Source organism: Bacillus sp. BACIII (assembly GCF_057836745.1).
Genome location: NZ_CM174437.1, coordinates 2,183,744 through 2,202,594, shown reverse-complemented (window position 1 = coordinate 2,202,594; position 18,851 = coordinate 2,183,744). Strand labels below are relative to the sequence as shown.

The following is an 18,851-nucleotide window of genomic DNA, read 5'->3' as shown; positions in this document are numbered from 1 at the left end:
GTTATTATTCGTTACCTCCATTATAAGCGTTTTGGCGCGTGAGAAGAAAGAGAGAGGGGGAGAAAAAGATAAAGCGCCGGAAGACGGATTGTCCTTCGGCGCTTCTATCACAATAGATTATTCAAACATCTGCTCTTTAATATACTGAACCGGCATTTCACGGCCTGTCCAATATTCAAACGCCTTGGCGCCCTGCCAAAGCATCATGCCGAGGCCGTTAATGGTTTTGCAGCCGGCCGCTTGAGCCTGTTCAAGCAATTTCGACGTAACGGGGGTGTAAACGACGTCTGTCACAATCAAATCCGGACGGAGCATGGATGTGTCTTCAATAACACTCAAGCCTTCAAGCGGTTTCATGCCGACACCCGTTCCGTTTGTAAAAATATCGCTTGAAGCGATTTCAGCACGCAGCGCATCTTGATCTTCGAGCGGGAAAAGATTCGCTTTACAAGAAGAGCCCTTCATTTCTTCATTGATGATGCGGACATTCTCTTCCGCCTTTTCGAAAAACGCGTCATTGCGGGCGAAAATTGAGATTTCGCCGAGGCCTTCCAATGCGGATTGAATCGCAATCGGAGTGGCGGCTCCGCCGGAACCGACCAGCGTCATTTTTTTGCCTGTGATGTCGATGCCGTGTTCTTTTAGGTTGCGGACATATCCCATACCGTCAGTGGAGTGTCCGATCAATTTTCCGTTCTCATTCACCACTGTATTCACCGCACCGGTGAATTTCGCTGAATCCGCGAGTTCATCGAGGTAAGGGAGAATGTTCATCTTGTTCGGCATCGAGACATTGAAGCCCCTGACGTTTAAGGCGCGCATTCCCGTCACCACATCTTCAAGCTGTTCATTGCCGACTTCAAATGCGAGGTAAGCGTAGTTCAGCCCTAATTTTTTAAACGCCAGGTTGTGCATCGCCGGAGATAAAGAGTGTCCGATCGGTGTCGCGAATAATCCGATAAGCTGCGTTTTTCCGTTAATCCGTCCTAAATCTTTCTTCATGATGTATTCCTCCGTTAGTCCATTCATCTGTTTTTCATTCCGCTTGAGGGAAGAAAAACGCTGGTTACATATTTTTATTTAAAATGCTGAGTACACTTCGCAATTCAGCAACGGGAATCTGTCCGGGCGCAGATGCTTCTTTGCCCGCGCCGAACGTACACGCCGAGCCGAAGACTTCCCCGGCCAGCCGGCTGATCAGGCCCGTTCCCGCCATTGACATCGTGATGATCGGCCGGTCTGCGTATTGTGTTTTCATCGTATGTGTGGCATCCAATAAGACGAAAACATCTTCAGTGCTTTGCGGCATCACCGCGATTTTCGGGATGTGCGCGCCGTACGCCTGCATTTTCCGCAGCCGGGAGATGATTTCTTCTTTTTTCGGTGTCTGATGAAAATCATGATTGGACATGACGACATATACGCCGTTGTCTTCAGCAGTTTTCACAATTGATTTGACTTCCGCTTCTCCCGTAAACAATTCAACGTCTACAAGGTCAATGTGTCTTGTTTCGATTACGGTTTTAAGCAATTCAATGTAAAGGCGGACGTCAATAACTTTATTTCCGCCTTCTCTATGGGTTCTGAATGTGAAAAGGAGCGGTGTTGCGCCTGCGGCTTTCCGCACCTTTTCAAGCATGCCTTTTACGGCGTCCGGGCTTTCAACGTGTTCATATACATCCGCCCGCCACTCAATGATATCCGGGTTAAGCCTGTTGACGGCTTCAATTTCTTCAAGGAGCTCTTTCTCTCCGCCTGCCATCAGCGGCACAATGATCTTCGGAAGTCCTTCGCCGATGACCGTGTTTCTGATTGTAATAGATTGCATGATAGGTTCTCTCCCTTTAAAAAATAGTCAGGCTTTCATCAATTGCTTAAAACGGATACCGATAAACAATGCGAGGAGGGCGCTGACAGCCGCAATTCCGATATCAAGCAGAAAAACAGGGGTCAGGCCGGCCGTTTTGGATATCTCTCCCGTTATAAGCGGAATGACAATAAAAGATAAGCTTGATGCTATATTAACAAAAGATGTGATGGTTCCTTTATTTTTAGGGAATAAAACAGCCATAACCGTCATCGCCAATTGCAGAATGCCCGCAGTTGAAAGTCCGATGACGAAGGAACTGATGACCGATACGGCCGGCTGCTGAATGAAAATCAGAGCAAGCAGCGCGATTGCCGCGATCACCGGGTACAGCACCATTACCGTAATCGGCTGAATCACTCTGTTTAACAGCACAGCCAGCAATAACACGGACACAAGCGCCCCGATGCTGTAATAGCTCAACAATTTGACGGCTTGCACTTCGGGCATGCCCAAAACGGATTGACCGAACTTAGGAAGCCATACTTGAACGAGCATAAACAGCGCTGTTGATGAAAAGCCTAACAAAATAATCGCAAGGCCTTCACGCCATATCGACGGCTGTGATTTGAACGCGTCATCAGACGGAGAGGCATCCGCCCGGCCGCCGTCTTCTTTTTGCTTATGATTCGGGAACGGAACTTTCAACAGGAAAAAGCCGTTCAGGAAGAAAATGATGCCGGGCACGAAAAACGTCCACCCGTAAAACAAATGCCTGTCCGCCATAAATGCGATAAAAAACGGAAGCACCGTCGCGCCGATGGATACAAACGCTTTGATTAACACGGCTGCAGAGCTTGCGTTTTTCGGAAATCCTTCAATAAGCGCCGGATATGTGCCGGAATCCAAAAATGAATTGGCGATCCCTGCGAAAATAGCGAAGATAAACGCTTCCGTATAGTTTGTCGAAAGCGGAATTCCGATTAAGAAAATCAGATACAGAAATGCGCCCGCCACGATAAACGGCCGTCTCCCGAATGTATCTGAGAGCTTTCCGGCAAAAAGAAGCGAGATCAGCTTCCCGATGCCGATGGCGGAGACCAAATAGCTGACTCCGGCTGCTGATGTATGAAGCTGTTTTGATAATGCTTCCATATTCGATGCGATCATAATATTGATCATGCCCAGCAGGAAATAGTTGATATAAAGACCCGCTGCCATTTTGGTGTATATGTTTTTCATGATGACATCCCCTAATGCGGTTATTAAAGTTAAATTATTGATGAACGCACAGAACCATTCCCCTTTATTGAACCACTGCCTTTCTTTAAAAAACTGGTTTGATAAAACGGCTGCATGTATACTTGATTAACGTTGATAAGACAGTAAGTATATCGTTATACTAAAAAACAAATTAGAAGACCGCATATTTCGTTCTGCCAAAGTTCGCAGTTACTATACCCCTTCTTTTTATATGTGTCAAACCGATGAACTTTTATTTTTCGCTTTTTTAAATCAAAAAAGACCCGCCGTTTTTTGGCGGGGCTGACACGGGTTTATTTTCTGAGAGAGGCGAGTTCCTCAGCAATGGCCTGCATTTCACTCGGGCTGAATGATGTTTTTTTCATGACCATTTGATGAAGGTATGTAAGATCTTCTATTTTTTCATCACTGAAATCTTCCGCTCTGATGACGCCGACATTGAGCATGTTGAGCTTCTGCGAAATGTCTTCAATCATTTTGTTTAACGTTTCTGTTTGTTGGCTCGGCAAATTCATGCATCCTTTCATGACCGTTTTCGTACCCTTTATTCTAACAGAATTCATTTAGAATAAAAGCTTATTTCCACAGCCGCAGAAAAATTGCTAAGATGATGATAAGGTTTTTGATCCTCAAAATGTGGGGAAAGAATAGGGAGGTTATCGATATGATACATGTGCTGTTTGTCTGTCTGGGAAATATTTGCCGTTCGCCTATGGCAGAGGCGGTATTTTCTGATATGGTGAAGAAAAACGGGCTGAACGGGCAGATTAACATTGATTCAGCGGGAATCGGCGCCTGGCATGCGGGAAATCCGCCGCATGAGGGAACGGAGCAGATCCTTAAAGAGAAAGGGATCAGCACAAGCGGTATCACGGCGAGACAGGTCCGTGAGTCTGATCTGACCGATTTTGATTACGTCATTGCGATGGATGCTGAAAATATCGGGCATCTGCGCAGCATGGCCGGTTATAAAAAAGCGGCGCCGCGTATCGCAAGGCTGCTTGATTATGTACCGGAGTCGGATCTTGCGGACGTGCCTGATCCGTATTATACCGGGAATTTCAGCGAAGTGTACGCTCTGATCGAGTCCGGGTGCCGTCATTTGCTGGAAACAATAAAGAAAGACCATCATTTATAAGGGGGATTGACCGATGAAGCAGACACGCATCATGGCAAAAGCGATTCTGATCGGCGCTGCCGCCGGCGGAGCACTTTCTTTATTACATAAGCCGACAAGAGAGGCATGTTTCCGGAACATGGACGCGTGCAGGCGGCGTGCGGCATTTTACCGGAATAATCCCGAAGCCTTGAAACAGGAGGCTTCTGCAAAACTGGATCAAGTGAAAAGCATCGCCAATACCGTATCGGACGATCTGAGTTTTTTAAACGGGCAGATCACCAAGCTGAAGCAGACGACGCCGCAGGTCATTGGTCTGTTAAAAGAGACGAAGGAGCATTTTTCGAAAAACGATCATTGAGGTGGGATGTCATGAGTTTTATAAAGGAGCTGTTTGCAAGATTTTCTCTGCATGAAGGACAAAGTAAATCGGCGGAGCTGGCGTATTTTTTTCTTCTGTCATTGTTTCCGTTAATGATTTTCATGCTGACGCTCACGGCCTATCTTCCCATATCGGCAGAAGACGTGCTCGGCGCAGTCGATCAATACGCGCCTGACAGCGCAATGTCCATGGTGAAATCCATTACGGAGCAAACGCTGAACAAACGCAGCGGCGGACTTTTGTCATTCGGGATAATCGCCGTCATCTGGTCGGCTTCCAACGGTATGAACGCGATTGTCAGAGCGTTTAACCATGCCTACGAAGTCGAGGAAAACCGCTCATTTATCATCATTCGCCTGACCTCAATTTTTTTAACCATCGCGATGGTGGTTACGATTTTAATCGCACTGCTTCTGCCGGTGTTCGGCAGAGAAATCGGACTGCTGGTCGCAGATTTCATCGGCGCCCCCGGCTTGTTTTTGCAGGTGTGGTCGGTTGTCCGCTGGGGTATCAGTCCGCTTATCCTTTTAATCGTCTTTACCGCGCTTTACATTTTCGCGCCGAATAAAAGGCTTTCCCTCCGTTTTGTGCTGCCGGGAGCCGTATTCGCGGCAGCCGGCTGGATTATCGTCAGTATGCTGTTCTCATTTTATGTCGGCACCTTTGCCAACTACAGCGCCACATACGGGAGCATCGGGGGAATTATCGTCCTTATGATCTGGTTTTACCTTACGGGAACCCTGCTGATTTTAGGAGGAGAAATCAACGCGCTTTTACATAAACGTAAAAAGCTTCCTGATGAAAATCCGTACCGCGGGAGCAAGCTATAGAGGAACGGATGACGTTCAAGCTGAAAAACGGAGGGGAATCGCTATGACCAAGCATACGAAAAAAGGCGGAAGCCATAATAAACAAAACTCAAAAAACGGCCCGAAGAATAAAACAAGCGGAAGCGCCAACGGGCAGAACGGATACCACTAGAAAAAAGCCGCCTGGCCTAAATCAGGCGGCTTTTTATGAGGCGGGAAAAGAATGGGATTCGGATGCGGCGCTGTGCTTTGTTTCCCCGAAGACGAGCGCAAGCCAAATACAGACCAGGATCACTGTAATAAAGTAAAACAAATTGGCGCTTTCAAACCGCTGCATATACCAGCCGCCCGCCACCGGCCCGATCATGCTGCCGAGGCTGAACGAAATCCCGCAGAGCAGATTGCCCGCCGGAAGAAGATGGGACGGCAGCAGGTCGCTCATATAGCTGATGCCGAGGGAAAACATACTGCCGACCGCCATCCCCGCCATGAAAAAGCAGCCGTCGATGACAGAAGGCGACGGAAACAATCCGGCCGTCAAAAAGCACAGGGCGCCCGTCAGTAAAATGACGAGCAGGACACGTTTTCTCCCGAACCGATCGCTTAATAAACCAAGCGGAAACTGGAATACAATACTTCCGATGGCGAAAGCGGGCAATATCAATGCGACGGCATCAACGGATATGCCTAAGCGCAGGGCGTACACGGGGAAGCTTCCGTTCAGCGCCGTTTCTAAAAAACCGTAGCCGAATGCCGGAAGAAAAGCGACCCAGCCGAAAAGCAGGGCGCGGTAAAACCGTTTTGCGCTGTTGTCCCCGGATGTTTCATCCGGACCTTGCGCCGGGTGCTCATTACGTAAGACAAATACAAACAGCCAGGCGGCAAGACTGATACAGCCGGATACGATAAACGGAAGGGACGGACTTGTTTTTACGAGAGCGACCATAAACGGACCGACAGCGAATCCTAGCCCGAAGGACAGCCCGTACAGCGAAATGTTTCTTCCCCTGTTTTGGGGTGTTGACTTTGAAGTCACCCACGTTTGGGTTGAAAAATGCAGCATATGATCGCCGATTCCGATCAGCAGCCGAAGAAAAAACCATAACCAGATGGATTGAAGCCAAATAAAACTGAATAAGCTGATGATGACAAGAAATCCGCCCATGACCATCAGAGGTTTGAATCCAAGTTTTCTCAGCGGCGCTTCCATAAATGGCGAAGCAAGAAGCACGCCGATATACAGGCCGGTTGCGTGCAGGCCGTTTATAGCGGCTGATTCACCGTTCGTTTCAAAAATGACGGAAATGACCGGCAGAAGCATGCCTTGGGAAAAACCGGAGATGGAAACAAGCAAAACCAAAATAAAGAAGTGCAGTCGTGACATCGCGTATTTTCTCCTTCTTCAGTATCTTTCTTGATCGTACACAGATTTTTCGCGTCCGGCAACCTGAAAATGCCAATTGGGATTTCTCCGGAAGTGTAATTGAGAGAGTTTTTGAGAAGGATATAAAAAGACTCATTCGAAAAAAGGAGCCAGGCAGAATATGAATCGGATTTTTTTCTTTACCGCTGCGGCGGGAGTGCCGCTGTCAGTCATCGGAAGCCTGATGCACTGGCCGTCAGCTGTTTTGTTTATGATTTATTGCTTGACGATTATAGCGCTTGCAAGTTATATGGGGAGAGCGACTGAAACTCTGGCCATTATCGCGGGTCCGCGGGTCGGGGGGCTGCTGAATGCCACGTTCGGAAATGCGGTAGAGCTGATTATATCGCTATTTGCCTTAAAGGAAGGGCTGACGGGCATCGTACTTGCTTCACTGACAGGTTCGGTGCTCGGCAATCTTTTGCTCGTCGCGGGATTGTCGTTTTTTATCGGCGGTTTGAAATACAAGCGGCAGGAATTCAATATTCATGATGCCCGGCATAATTCAGGCCTGTTGATATTTGCCATTATCGTAGCTTTTGTCATTCCCGAAGTGTTTTCCATGGATATGGGGGAAAAAAGCAAGCTTGATTTGAGTGTCGGCATCAGCATCATCATGATCCTTTTATACGTGGCGGCTCTTTATTTCAAGCTCGTCACCCACCGCGGCGTTTATCAGCCGAACCAGCCGGAGGCCAAGGAAGAAGAGGAGCAGCCTGAATGGTCGGGGAAAAGAGCGACAGCCGTCTTATTTATCGCAACCATTATTGTCGCCTACATATCTGAAAATCTTGTCCATACGTTTCATGCGGTGGCTGAACAGTTCGGCTGGAGCGAATTGTTTATCGGGGTGATTATCGTCGCAATCGTCGGAAATGCCGCAGAGCATGCGTCGGCCATCATTATGGCGTACAAAGACAAAATGGATGTCGCCGTTGAAATCGCGGTCGGCTCGACTTTGCAGATCGCCATGTTTGTCGCTCCGGTGCTCGTGATCTGTTCCGTCTTTTTCCCGGTGAATATGCCGCTGGTATTCACATTGCCTGAGCTTGTCGCGATGATATCATCCGTCCTTTTGATGACGATGATTTCAAATGACGGTGATTCGAACTGGTTTGAGGGGGCTACTCTCCTTGCCGCTTATGTCATCATGGCGATCGGATTTTTCCTGCTTTAACCTGTAAAAAATGCGGATAACAACGATTACGGAGGAAAAGACTAAAGGAAAATGCTATAGAAAGAGTGATATGATGAAAAAGCTGTTTCATGCCACATTGATTCTGCTGTTATCCTTTAGTTTTTTTGCAGCGCCGTCTGCCGGTGCAAAGAAACCGTTTAAGGTTCCCAACTCTGTCGTCAGCATTTCCAAGGAAAATACGTATCCGAATGCTTCACAGGACCAGCCGATGCTTCAGCCGAGCAAACTGGCAAAGGAATTGTTAGATACATCAGAGATCAACATCGAAAATCCGCATCTGATAAAGATGCTGAATGAATCTTCGGTTTCCGGTTCACCGCTTGCCATCGGATACCGGGCGACAATATTTCTCGGGAAATGGGCGCTCGGCTATCAATCGAACGAAACGGTCGCCAACTGGGAATATAAAAAAATCAACACGAACAGAGCGGATAACCGGGGCGGGCAGCAAGCCGCGGAAATCTCATACGCCCAAGAACAGCAATACAAAATCAAAGGCGGGCTCACAGCGAAAGTGCCGAACGCAGAAGACGTGAAAAGCATGATGATGCAAAAAGCGATGAAGAAAACAAAACTGCCGCTCGCGTTTGAAACGGTCATCGGCGCCGGCACAAAACGCGATCAGATTTATAAAATTTCTCCGCAGCGGCTCGGCTACCTGCACGCCTATGCCCCGGCCGTTAATGAGAAAGGAAAAGTAACATACGGCGAAGTGTATTTGGTGCTGAAAGGCAGCAAGCGGAAACTTGTCGTCAAAAATGTGACCTCGCAAGGAATCGGCGCTTGGATTCCGGTGCAGGATCATGTCACATTCGGTTTTCAAATGACAGCGCAGCCGAGATAAATAAAAAAGCTGATTCCGGTTTGGGAATCAGCTTTTTTGTGTATAATTCATCTCTTCAAGCAATTGCACATTGTTGTTGTACAGTTCCTGGGCAAGAACGCGTCTCACCGCAAGGCTCGCCGAGAAATATTCTTTGTCTTGAACCATGCCTTTGACGGTAAATTCTATGCCTCTCGTCAATTTGTTCAGACTCATGATTCCATGCACTTGAAACGGTTCCGTCGCATTGAGAAATTCATCCCGCTTCAGTGAATCGCGAAGCTCATCATTGAGCATGTCACAGGCTTTTTCTAAGACGGCATATACCCGCTCAGGATCTTCCTTATAACTGATCACGACAGACTCGGTAATCCGCATAAAATCAATGTTATAGTTTTGAAGCTGTCTCACCTCACCATTTGAAATGGTAAGCAGCTTGCCGGTCCACTCACGGATCTGCAGGGAACGGAGTCCGATTTCTTCCACTGTACCGTTGAAGAGATTATTAATCGTCACGTAATCGCCTTTATGCAGCTGGCGTTCGTATATTAAAAAGACACCGGCCAAAATGTCCTTGATTAAAGACTGGGCGCCGAAACCGATGACGATACCGGCAACGCCCGCCCCGGCTAAAATTCTGCCGAAATCATGAACGAATAAAGAAATGACGTAAAAGATAAATCCGATCGTCGCCGTATACTGGGTGATGGATCGGACGAGGCTCTCAATCGTTTTCCCTTTCCGTTCCTCCAAGAAATCTGTGCGTTTAAATAACACCTGTACAAAACGGTTGATCAGAAAGACACCGGCGTAAAGCACGAGAGCGACGATGATGATCTCAACCACTTTGCTTTTTAAAATATCCGTAATTGTCGTTTCCATCTTCTGTTAACCTCTGGCTTTTCGTAATGAAAAATCTGTCTCCTGATAATAACTGTTTTTGACAAGGACGTTCGGACCGAGGCACCGGACGTTTGTACAGCGGCAGTTCAGCTCTTTGCTCAGCTTCGTCTGTCTCCACTTGTCATACGCTTCAGGAAGGCTGTCAGTTTTAATATTGCCGAGCGGCGGTGTATCACCGAAATCCGTGACAATGATATTTCCGTCAAAGATGTTGACGTTCAGGCGGGAGCGGCCGTCAGGATCGTTTCGCACCGTAACGTTTTTCGCTTCCCGCAGGCGGCGGAGGAGCTTCTGGTCTTCTTCATCAGGACTGCATGCGTAAAACGGGAGCGTGCCGAACAGCATCCATGTTTCTTCATCGCGAATATCGAGCAGATGATGAATGGCCTGTCTCATGTCCTTCAGGCTGAGTGATTCAAGCGCGCTGGCGAAATCACTCGGATACATCGGATGGACTTCGTGGCGCTGGCATTTCATTTCTTCCGTAATCTGCCGGTGAATATGTTCAATATGCGGCAGCGTGCGTTTATTCAGCATCGTTTCCGCTGAAACCATTACACCCGCTTCGACCAGCGTGCGGCTGTTTTCAATCATTTTGTCAAAATAGCGCGCCCGCTGTTCAAATGTCGGTTTTTTCTCCATCATCGCAAATCCGATGTCGGCAAAGTCCTCGACCGTTCCCCAGTTGTGGGAAATGTGAAGGACGTCCAAATAAGGAATAATCCGTTCGTAGCGCCCGATATCAAGCGTCAGGTTTGAATTGATCTGTGTGCGTACGCCGCGTTCATGCGCATATTTCAAAAGCGGGACGACATATTCCTTTACCGATTTCAGCGAAAGCATCGGTTCGCCGCCCGTAATGCTGATCGAGCGTAACAGCGGAATTTCTTCAAGCCGCTTTAATAAAAGGTCAATCGGCAGCGCATTCGGGTCTTTCGGCTGAAGCGTGTACCCGACCGCGCAGTGCTCGCATCTCATATTGCACAAGGTCGTCGTTGTAAATTCAACGTTCGTCAGTTTCATATCTCCATACTGGTCGACATCCATGTACGCTTCCCAAGGATCGTACTCCGGTGTGATCGGACGCAGTGCTGTGTTTTGTGTCATGACTATCTAACTCCTTTATAAATGGGCATACTAACGTCTGCCAAGTGTTAATTTTAGACCTGATCTGCCAAGATCGCAAGTAGCGGAACCATTGAAAAACGGCAAAAAATACGCTACCATTATAAAAAATGAATGGAGTGGAAGTATGGGGAATGCAGTAAACAGCAAAGATCAGCAGCTCGATTACTTGAAGAACAGACTCGATATGTTTATGAATGTCATTGATTCATTAGACCCTGAATCAACGGACGTTGAAGATATAGACCGGCTCATCGGCATGCTTGATGATCTGGAAGCAAAATACGAACGCTTCAAAAAGGATTGGGAATAAACCCCGGCAGCCCGCCGGGGTTTTTCTCTTTCCATAATGCGGCTGTATAAAAGGGGTGAGCCTACTGCAAAATAAGGAAAAATGCAGAAGGAGTGCTGGGCATGAAATGGTTTTGTTCAATTTGCTGCATGGCTGTCTTACTTGCGGGAGGCATGAACAGTGCAGAGGCCGTGCCGAATGAACGGATAAATTGGGGATTTAAACGCAGCGTCAATCATCAGCCGCCGGATGCCGGCAGACAGCTGGACAATCTTGTCGAAAAATACGATGCGTTTTATTTAGGCAACACGAAAGAAAAGACCATTTACTTAACGTTTGATAACGGATACGAAAATGGGTATACCCCGAAAGTGCTTGATGTTTTAAAGAAACATCATGTCACAGGCACTTTTTTTGTCACAGGCCATTTTGTGAAAGAGCAGCCTGATTTGATTAAACGGATGTCAAAGGAAGGCCATATTATCGGCAATCATTCTTTTCATCATCCTGATCTGACGACAAAAACGGGCGATCAGATTCAAGATGAACTCGATTCCGTCACAGAAGCTGTTTACAACATTACCGGAAAGCGGGACAATCTGTATCTCCGTCCGCCGCGCGGCGTGTTCAGCGAATATGTCCTGAAAGAAACGAAGCGCCTCGGCTACCAAACCGTTTTCTGGTCCGTCGCATTTGTCGATTGGAAGGTTAACGAGCAGAAAGGGAAAAAATACGCCTATGATCACATGATAAAACAGGCGCATCCCGGCGCGATCTACCTTCTCCACACTGTTTCAAAGGACAATTCTGAAGCTTTGGACGATGCGATTACCGATTTGAAAAAAGAAGGATACACGTTTAAAAGCATTGATGACCTGATGTTTGAGAAAGAAATGAAGCTGCCGCGTCTGTAAAAAACACCTCTCCTGATGGGACTGACCCCCGTTTTTGAGACAGGGATCAAAACACCTTTAAGCAGCCAGCTGTCGGTATGTGACCGGCGGCTGGTTGTTTAGTTTCGTTTGAATACGAATGTTGTTATAATAGTGTATATAGGTTTCGACAGTTTGTTCTACGATGGTCGTCGTAGTGCTTTCCAACCTGTCGAGGTAGAACGTTTCAGACTTTAGTGAGGAATGAAACGATTCGATGGAGGCATTATCAGCGGGCGTCCCTTTGCGGGACATGCTCATGGTAATGCCTTTTGTTTTAACAGCTTTCTGATACTCATAAGATGTATAAACAGAACCTTGGTCACTATGTAACACGCAGTTCTCTGGCAGTGCGGGCAGCTGATCAAGTGTGTGTAAGACAAAGTCTGTGTCCTGTCTATCGCTAATCGTAAAAGCAATCACTTCTCCATTGTATAAATCCAATATACTGGAAAGATACAATTGTTTCTGCCCATAAGGCAAATATGTGATATCCGTTACTAGCTTTTCCAGAGGGCGATCAGACTGAAAGTTCCGATCCAATATATTCTCGGCCACGGCATATGGCTGCCCATTCTTCTTGCGCTTTTTCACCTTAACCCGGCATTGCCACTGATTCTTCTGCATAATGCGCTGAACCGTTTTATGATTTATACGCATTCCCTTTTTTAATATGGCTGTGATTTTCCGATAGCCATATCGATACTTGTGTTCTCGGCACAACGTGCCGATTTGTTTTTCTAAATGGTATTTAGGGTTATCTTTCATCAGATTCTTCTTCCAACGATAATAAGATGCTCGTGAGATACCTAAATGAATACAGATATCCTTTATGGTCATTGTGCCGCGCAATGCTTCTACAAGCTCGACTGGCGTTTCGCTATCAGCTTCCTTTCCAATTCGTTGTACTTTTTTAACACTTCATTCTGTTGTCTCAGATAACGATTTTCTGCCTGCAGTTTCTCTAATTCGGAAGAATACTCTGGACCTTTTCCATAAGAATATTGCTTTCCGACAGGTTGTTCGAATCGATGTGTATCCCCAGCTTTATACCACCTGACCCATGTCTGAACCTGCGTCTTATTCTTTATATTCAATTCCTGCATGATCTCCTTCACAGGCACGCCCGCCAATCTCATTTCTACAGCCTTCTGTTTGACTTCAACCGGATAACTCACTCTTGCCCTCATAGAAAAACACCTCCAAGTCTAATTTCGGATAACAACGATCCGTTTTCAAACTTGAAGGTGTTTTTTGTTTGTCTCATATTATGGGGTCAGTCCCGATAACGGAGAGGTGTTTTGTTATTTCAGACATTTAATCAAAGCGGCCCAATCCAGATCCCCGAATCCTTGTTCGATCCCGCTTTCAAAATGGCTCTTGGCCAGCTCGGCAAGAGGGAGTTTGGCCGAAACCTGTTCCGCGGCGGTGAGCGCCAGATTGGTATCCTTCAGCCCTAAAGACATTTTGAAACCGGCCGGCTCAAATGCCTCATCAGCCATAATGGTGCCGTAATTTTGATAGACAGGAGAGCCAAAGAGCGCGCTGGCGATTTCTAAAAATTGTTTCCGTTCTAAACCGTACTTCTCCATCATTAAGAATGATTCAGATAGCGCCTCCAGCATAGAAACGAGCAAGAAATTGATGCTGATTTTCGCGGCATTTGCGGTCTTTGTTTCTTCACCGACGTCAAATATCTGCTGGCTCAGGCTTTTTAGCAAAGACTTGGCCTTTTTCTTCGCTTCTGCCGGTCCGGCTGTGATGATGCGAAGCTCGGCCTTCTCAGCGGCATCAGGCCGGCCGAGGACGGGAGCGGCAATAAAGGATTGGCCTCTGCCTGAATGTGCAGCGGAAAGCTGTTCTGACAGCGCCGTACTGATGGTGCTCATTGAAATATGAATGCCATTTTCAGATAACCCGGCAATAATGCCGTCAGCTCCGAACGTCACGCCTGTTACGGCTTCATCGTCTGACAGCATTGAAAGTACAATGTCCGCATGTTCAGCTGCCTGGCGGGGCGTTTCGGCATATTCAGCCCCTTTTTCCAGCAGATCAGCCGCTTTTTCCTTCGTCCGGTTATATACAGTCAGACTGTATCCGGCTTTCATGATATTTTCGGCGATGGGGCGTCCCATATTGCCGAGTCCGACGATGGCGATCTTCATTTAACAATCCCTCCAATTACGTGTTTTCCATCATTATATAGGCAACGTGTTTATTCTGCTGTGTTCAGGCTTGCCACTTTTAATTCAGGTTCTGAAGACCATCCGGAGTCTGAAGCGGCTTTTCCTTTATAAAACCCGGTAAACCGCGTCTTGATGATTGTTTTTGAACGGGGCTTTACTGTGAACGTTTTTGATTTGAATGTGACGCCTTTTATGTTATCAGATAAATCCGGCGTGACAGAAATGGCTTGTTCCCCTTTTCCGTAGTGATTGACATAAAGCGTACAGCTCATGCTCGCTCTTTTTCCCTCAATGAAATGGCTGCATTCGCTGCGGTGCTTCAAATATTCGACAGCCTCTTTTTCGGGCGCGAATTGTTTTAAGGAAAAAGCGGCATATTCGGTGGCGGGGCTGATACCGGAAGCGGCCCCCATACTGAGAAAGATCAAAAACAGCCCCGCCGCGGGAAGCGTCCGCCTGAACGCGGCGGCACACCAGATTAACGTCGCAAAGTAAAGGACGACTCCGGGAATGACGGAGATATGGGCTCCGTCTTCAGACCAGGGAGAAAAGCCGAGCGATTCAAAGATGTAATCAGACATCGTACAGCCGTTATACAGCGGGGCAATGGACATGACACAAAAAAGCAGGAGGACAGAAGAAATGGTTTTGTGAGAAAGCATGATAACGGCGCACTCCTCTTTACGTTTTTTTCCAACATATCATGTTTTCTCAAAAAAAAGAACAGCCGGCAGCCGTTCTTACTTGAAAATATTAAACCAGCCTTTGCGGGCGAACCAAAACAGCATGGCGGCCACAAGAACGGCCATGACGCCCAAAACGATAAAATATCCGTATTTCCAGTGAAGCTCAGGCATGTTATCAAAATTCATACCGTACACCCCCGCGATGAACGTCAGCGGTATAAAGATGGTCGAGACGATGGTTAACGTCATCATAATGGCGTTCATCCGGTTTGAATTCAGCGTCACGTAGCTGTCCCGCAGATCTGACGTCATATCACGGTTTGACTCGATCAGCTCAGCCAGTTTTAACAGGTGGTCATAAATATCGCTGAAATACGCCTTCGTTTCACGGCTTTCTTTTACATGGTCAAGGCTCAAAATCCGGTACATTAAATCGCGCATCGGAATGATCGTCCGTCTCAGGTTCAAAAGATCAGTCCGCAATTCAAACACTTCATTCATTAAAGTGCCGTAAGATTTATGTGTTCTGCTGTCTTCAATTTCATTCAGCCGGTCTTCAATTTTGTACAGCACAGGGAAATATTCATCGACAAGCTGATCCATAATCATATAAGTGATATGTCCGGGCCCTTTTTTGGCTAACCCCGGAGAAGCGAAAAACCGTTCTCTCACCCTTGAGACGCCGGGCGATTCGTGCAAATGGAAGCTGACGATGAAACGGTCGGACTGAAAGATGTCCACCTCTTCCATTTCCAGTGTGTCCGGGTTTAAAGCGTGGAGCACATAAAAACGGTAGCCGTCATAGTGGTCGATTTTCGGCCGCTGCATGTGCTGAAAGCAATCCTCGATCGCAAGCGGATGAAAATGAAAATAATCCCGCAGCAGCTCGGTTTCATCATTCTCGGCGCCGAAAAAATCAACCCAGTACCATGCGATGTCCGGTTGTTCTGTACGTGATAGGGGGATATTATCTAATATCTCATTATGTGTTGTGATTGCGGTTATATGTATCATAAACAACCCTCCGCCTGCCATTATATCATGCGGCGTTATGAAGAAAAGTATACGAATTGCCGCCGGGCCGCTTCATGATATACTTGGACAAAAAGGGGTGGAGCATATGTGGGAGGAAACGGTTTCGGTCACGCCGCCGTATCATTTTGATAAAGTGCTTGAAAGGCTGTCACTCGATCCGCTGAATGCGGTCGATCTTAAAGCAAGATCAATCAAAGTGCCGCTCAGAACACGGGACGGCAAACTGTCCGTCATCACGGTTCAAGCGGAAGGCACCGCCGCAGACCCGGTTTTTCTCGTCAGCGGAGAAAGTGACCGCGCGGAGATGATTGAACGGATCAAACACATTTTTCAGTGGGAACAGCCGCTTCAGCCGGTGCTTGATCATTTCTCAAAAACAAATCTGTCGGCGCTTTTTGAGGAGCATGCGGGAACCCCGCTCGTCTTAGAATATGACGTCTACAACTGTCTTATGAAATGCATCATCCACCAGCAGCTCAATCTGTCCTTCGCTTTTACGTTAACGGAACGGTTCGTCCATGCCTTCGGTGAACAAAAAGACGGCGTCTGGTGCTATCCAGAGCCGAAAACGATTGCGGCGCTTGATTATCAGGACTTGAGGGAGCTCCAGTTCAGTATGAGAAAAGCGGAATATGCGATTGACATTTCACGGATGATTGCAGACGGGGCGCTCAATCTGGCGGAACTGTCCCATCTATCGGATGAAGACATTATGAAAAAGCTGATCACCATCAGAGGCATCGGGCCGTGGACCGTCCAAAACGTCCTCATGTTCGGCCTCGGCCGCCCGAATCTGTTTCCTTTGGCGGACATCGGCCTGCAAAACGCCGTCAAACGCCGCTTCGCCCTTGAGGATAAACCGTCAAAAGACATGATGCTCCAGGTAAGCAGCGAATGGGCGCCGTATTTAAGCTATGCGTCCTTATATTTGTGGAGAAGTATTGAATGAAAACCGCTTTGATCATTTTTTGGAAACTTCCAATGAAAAACATGAAGGAACCGCCGGCTGCATGTTATACTGAAAAGATGCGGTATTTCAAATCAGCCGTTTTCCCATGAGGAAGGCTTTATATAGAAACGGAGAGAAAAAAACGTGAACCAACATCAAAAAAAGGCGCCTGCCGAATTGAAAATCGGACAGACATTTCCGCTGACCATCAAACGCCTCGGCATTAATGGAGAGGGCGTCGGTTATTTTAAGAAAAAGGTTGTCTTCGTTCCCGGCGCTCTGCCCGGCGAAGAAGTCGTTGCCGAAGCGACAAATGTGCAGCCGAAATTTTCAGAAGCACGCGTCAAAAAAATCCGCAAGCCGTCTGAACACCGCGTCACACCGCCATGTCCGGTCTATGACCAATGCGGCGGCTGTCAGCTTCAGCATCTGGCATACACCCAGCAGCTTCGCGAAAAACGCGATATCGTCATTCAGTCTTTGGAACGTCATACGAGATTCAATGCCGAAGAAATGAACATTAAAGAAACGATCGGAATGGACAACCCGTGGAATTACCGGAACAAAAGCCAGTTCCAAGTCGGACGCTCGCAAAGCGGCAGCATCATTGCCGGCTTATACGGACTTGACTCCCATAAAATTGTTCCGATCAAGGAATGCATTGTCCAGCATCCGGCGACAAACAAAACAACGGGTATCGTCCGCCGCATTTTGGAAAAACACAACGTATCTGTTTATAACGAACGGACCAAAAAAGGCGATGTCCGCACCATCGTGACGAGAGTCGGTTTTGAAACAGGCGAAGTGCAGGTTGTGCTTGTCACTGCGAAGGAGACACTGCCGAATAAAGACGAAATCGTCAAAGCCATTCAAAACCGTCTGCCGGAAGTGAAATCGATTATTCAAAACATCAACGGCGCGCGCACATCCGTCATTTTCGGTGACAAAACAAAAGCGCTGGCCGGAAGCCATGCCATTCAAGAGGTGCTCGGCGACGTGTCATTTGAACTGAGCGCCCGCGCTTTCTTCCAGCTCAACCCTGAGCAGACGGTCAAGCTGTATGACGAAGTGAAAAAAGCGGCGCAGCTGACCGGAACAGAGAAAGTCGTTGACGCATATTGCGGCGTCGGTACGATCGGCATGTGGGTCTCAAGCGGCGCAAAAGAGATCCGCGGCATGGACGTCATTAAAGAATCAATTGATGATGCGAAGAAGAATGCCAAAAAACACGGCATCAAAAACGCGGTATATGTCACAGGAACAGCCGAACACTGGCTCCCGAAATGGACGAAAGAAGGTTTCCGCCCTGACGTGGTCATCGTCGACCCGCCGAGAACCGGCTGTGACAGAACATTTTTAGACACCATCAAAAAAGTAAAACCGAAACGCTTCGTCTACGTATCCTGCAATCCTTCCACACTGACCAAAGACTTGCAGGCGCTGTCGAAAGACTATCGCGTCGAATATATTCAGCCTGTGGATATGTTTCCGCAGACGGCTCATGTGGAAGCTGTGGCGAAGCTTGTATTGAAATCGTCTCACTAAAATTAAACAATTTCTCATCAGATCTGGATTTCGGCAGAATGAACATTGCCGATTTCCGGATCTTTTTCATGTGCGGATACTTATTTTAACTGACGAAAAGAGTTGAAAAACGTGAGATAAGCGAATGAAAACAGCTAATGTCGAGCAGAAAAGTATGCAGGAAAAGTCTATTACAACTCGAACGGTGGACTTCGGGTTGGAAGGTCTGATTTAGGAAAAGTACATCGTAAAAGGGAAGAGATTTTACTGCTCCGAAAGTGCCGGCATAACTCTAGTTCTCAAATCCGTTATATCGGCAGCCAATAATAAAAATTGATCGTTTCAAAAAAGAATTTTATAACAGTTAAAACTCTAACACTTATCGTTCGATGATAAT

20 protein-coding genes are annotated in these 18,851 nt (G+C 47.2%); 9 read left to right on the top strand and 11 right to left on the bottom strand.

The window, feature by feature from the left end; all coding sequences use genetic code 11:
• Window positions 1-117 precede the first annotated feature (117 nt).
• The 4 genes from ACXN9U_RS10640 to ACXN9U_RS10625 all read right to left on the bottom strand — a co-directional run bounded on the left by ACXN9U_RS10640 (window position 118) and on the right by ACXN9U_RS10625 (window position 3,579).
• Window positions 118-1,002 carry a shikimate dehydrogenase gene (locus tag ACXN9U_RS10640; protein WP_060963333.1) on the bottom strand — a complete coding sequence of 295 codons (885 nt, stop codon included), beginning with the start codon at window positions 1,000-1,002 and terminating at the stop codon, window positions 118-120.
• A gap of 64 nt (window positions 1,003-1,066) precedes the next feature.
• Complete coding sequence (aroD, locus tag ACXN9U_RS10635; RefSeq protein ID WP_489201623.1) at window positions 1,067-1,828, bottom strand: type I 3-dehydroquinate dehydratase; 762 nt, start codon at window positions 1,826-1,828, stop codon at window positions 1,067-1,069.
• 27 nt (window positions 1,829-1,855) lie between these two features.
• The gene (locus ACXN9U_RS10630) at window positions 1,856-3,049 is read right to left on the bottom strand and encodes an MFS transporter (protein WP_489201622.1); all 1,194 of its coding nucleotides are present in this window, start codon (window positions 3,047-3,049) and stop codon (window positions 1,856-1,858) included.
• A gap of 314 nt (window positions 3,050-3,363) precedes the next feature.
• Window positions 3,364-3,579 (bottom strand): DUF1128 domain-containing protein, encoded by a 216-nt coding sequence (locus ACXN9U_RS10625; protein ID WP_012117077.1) that lies wholly within the window; start codon window positions 3,577-3,579, stop codon window positions 3,364-3,366.
• Window positions 3,580-3,734: 155 nt separating this feature from the next.
• Here ACXN9U_RS10625 and ACXN9U_RS10620 point away from each other — a divergent pair, with 155 nt between their 5' ends.
• From ACXN9U_RS10620 to ACXN9U_RS10610, 3 genes are read left to right on the top strand one after another with little or no spacing between them, the layout of a single operon-like run.
• Window positions 3,735-4,208, top strand: coding sequence for a low molecular weight protein-tyrosine-phosphatase (locus tag ACXN9U_RS10620; protein ID WP_016936767.1), 474 nt, complete (start codon window positions 3,735-3,737; stop codon window positions 4,206-4,208).
• Between the two features lie 13 nt (window positions 4,209-4,221).
• Window positions 4,222-4,548: a hypothetical protein gene (locus tag ACXN9U_RS10615; protein ID WP_060963330.1), complete on the top strand. Its 327-nt coding sequence runs from the start codon at window positions 4,222-4,224 to the stop codon at window positions 4,546-4,548.
• Between the two features lie 11 nt (window positions 4,549-4,559).
• Entirely contained in the window at window positions 4,560-5,399 is an 840-nt protein-coding gene (locus tag ACXN9U_RS10610) for a YihY family inner membrane protein (RefSeq protein WP_060963329.1), read from the top strand.
• Between the two features lie 184 nt (window positions 5,400-5,583).
• Here the strand turns inward: ACXN9U_RS10610 and ACXN9U_RS10605 are convergent, their stop codons facing one another.
• A complete protein-coding gene (locus ACXN9U_RS10605) occupies window positions 5,584-6,762 on the bottom strand; it encodes an MFS transporter (protein WP_489201621.1) in 1,179 nt (392 codons plus the stop codon).
• A 160-nt stretch (window positions 6,763-6,922) separates the two neighbouring features.
• Between ACXN9U_RS10605 and cax the strand changes: the two genes are divergently transcribed.
• Both cax and ACXN9U_RS10595 read left to right on the top strand, forming a co-directional pair.
• A complete protein-coding gene (cax, locus tag ACXN9U_RS10600; RefSeq protein WP_489201620.1) occupies window positions 6,923-7,978 on the top strand; it encodes a calcium/proton exchanger in 1,056 nt (351 codons plus the stop codon).
• Window positions 7,979-8,048: 70 nt separating this feature from the next.
• Window positions 8,049-8,843 carry a YfkD famly protein gene (locus ACXN9U_RS10595; RefSeq protein WP_095242108.1) on the top strand — a complete coding sequence of 265 codons (795 nt, stop codon included), beginning with the start codon at window positions 8,049-8,051 and terminating at the stop codon, window positions 8,841-8,843.
• A 27-nt stretch (window positions 8,844-8,870) separates the two neighbouring features.
• Here the strand turns inward: ACXN9U_RS10595 and ACXN9U_RS10590 are convergent, their stop codons facing one another.
• The gene (locus ACXN9U_RS10590) at window positions 8,871-9,704 is read right to left on the bottom strand and encodes a mechanosensitive ion channel family protein (protein WP_489201619.1); all 834 of its coding nucleotides are present in this window, start codon (window positions 9,702-9,704) and stop codon (window positions 8,871-8,873) included.
• Window positions 9,705-9,710: 6 nt separating this feature from the next.
• Window positions 9,711-10,832 (bottom strand): radical SAM/CxCxxxxC motif protein YfkAB, encoded by a 1,122-nt coding sequence (gene yfkAB, locus ACXN9U_RS10585; RefSeq protein WP_016936759.1) that lies wholly within the window; start codon window positions 10,830-10,832, stop codon window positions 9,711-9,713.
• Window positions 10,833-10,977: 145 nt separating this feature from the next.
• On the opposite strand from yfkAB, the gene ACXN9U_RS10580 reads away from it, so the two are divergent.
• Both ACXN9U_RS10580 and pdaA read left to right on the top strand, forming a co-directional pair.
• Window positions 10,978-11,163: an SE1561 family protein gene (locus ACXN9U_RS10580; RefSeq protein WP_003155558.1), complete on the top strand. Its 186-nt coding sequence runs from the start codon at window positions 10,978-10,980 to the stop codon at window positions 11,161-11,163.
• Between the two features lie 101 nt (window positions 11,164-11,264).
• The gene (gene pdaA, locus ACXN9U_RS10575; protein WP_489201618.1) at window positions 11,265-12,056 is read left to right on the top strand and encodes a delta-lactam-biosynthetic de-N-acetylase; all 792 of its coding nucleotides are present in this window, start codon (window positions 11,265-11,267) and stop codon (window positions 12,054-12,056) included.
• A 57-nt stretch (window positions 12,057-12,113) separates the two neighbouring features.
• Here the strand turns inward: pdaA and ACXN9U_RS10570 are convergent.
• The 4 genes from ACXN9U_RS10570 to corA form a co-directional block, all read right to left on the bottom strand.
• Window positions 12,114-13,264, bottom strand: a protein-coding gene (locus tag ACXN9U_RS10570) for an IS3 family transposase (RefSeq protein WP_489201617.1) whose coding sequence is annotated in 2 segments (ribosomal slippage) — window positions 12,114-12,991 and window positions 12,991-13,264 — 1,152 coding nt in all. Because the reading frame shifts where the segments join, the coding sequence is not laid out codon by codon here.
• Between the two features lie 114 nt (window positions 13,265-13,378).
• Window positions 13,379-14,239 carry an NAD(P)-dependent oxidoreductase gene (locus tag ACXN9U_RS10565; RefSeq protein WP_489201616.1) on the bottom strand — a complete coding sequence of 287 codons (861 nt, stop codon included), beginning with the start codon at window positions 14,237-14,239 and terminating at the stop codon, window positions 13,379-13,381.
• Between the two features lie 50 nt (window positions 14,240-14,289).
• Window positions 14,290-14,922, bottom strand: a complete 633-nt coding sequence (locus ACXN9U_RS10560) for a hypothetical protein (protein WP_489201615.1) — start codon at window positions 14,920-14,922, stop codon at window positions 14,290-14,292.
• A gap of 78 nt (window positions 14,923-15,000) precedes the next feature.
• Complete coding sequence (gene corA / locus ACXN9U_RS10555; protein ID WP_016936755.1) at window positions 15,001-15,960, bottom strand: magnesium/cobalt transporter CorA; 960 nt, start codon at window positions 15,958-15,960, stop codon at window positions 15,001-15,003.
• 106 nt (window positions 15,961-16,066) lie between these two features.
• On the opposite strand from corA, the gene ACXN9U_RS10550 reads away from it, so the two are divergent.
• Window positions 16,067-16,930 (top strand): DNA-3-methyladenine glycosylase family protein, encoded by an 864-nt coding sequence (locus tag ACXN9U_RS10550; RefSeq protein WP_060963321.1) that lies wholly within the window; start codon window positions 16,067-16,069, stop codon window positions 16,928-16,930.
• Between the two features lie 144 nt (window positions 16,931-17,074).
• The gene (rlmD, locus tag ACXN9U_RS10545) at window positions 17,075-18,475 is read left to right on the top strand and encodes a 23S rRNA (uracil(1939)-C(5))-methyltransferase RlmD (protein WP_489201614.1); all 1,401 of its coding nucleotides are present in this window, start codon (window positions 17,075-17,077) and stop codon (window positions 18,473-18,475) included.
• Window positions 18,476-18,851 lie beyond the last annotated feature (376 nt).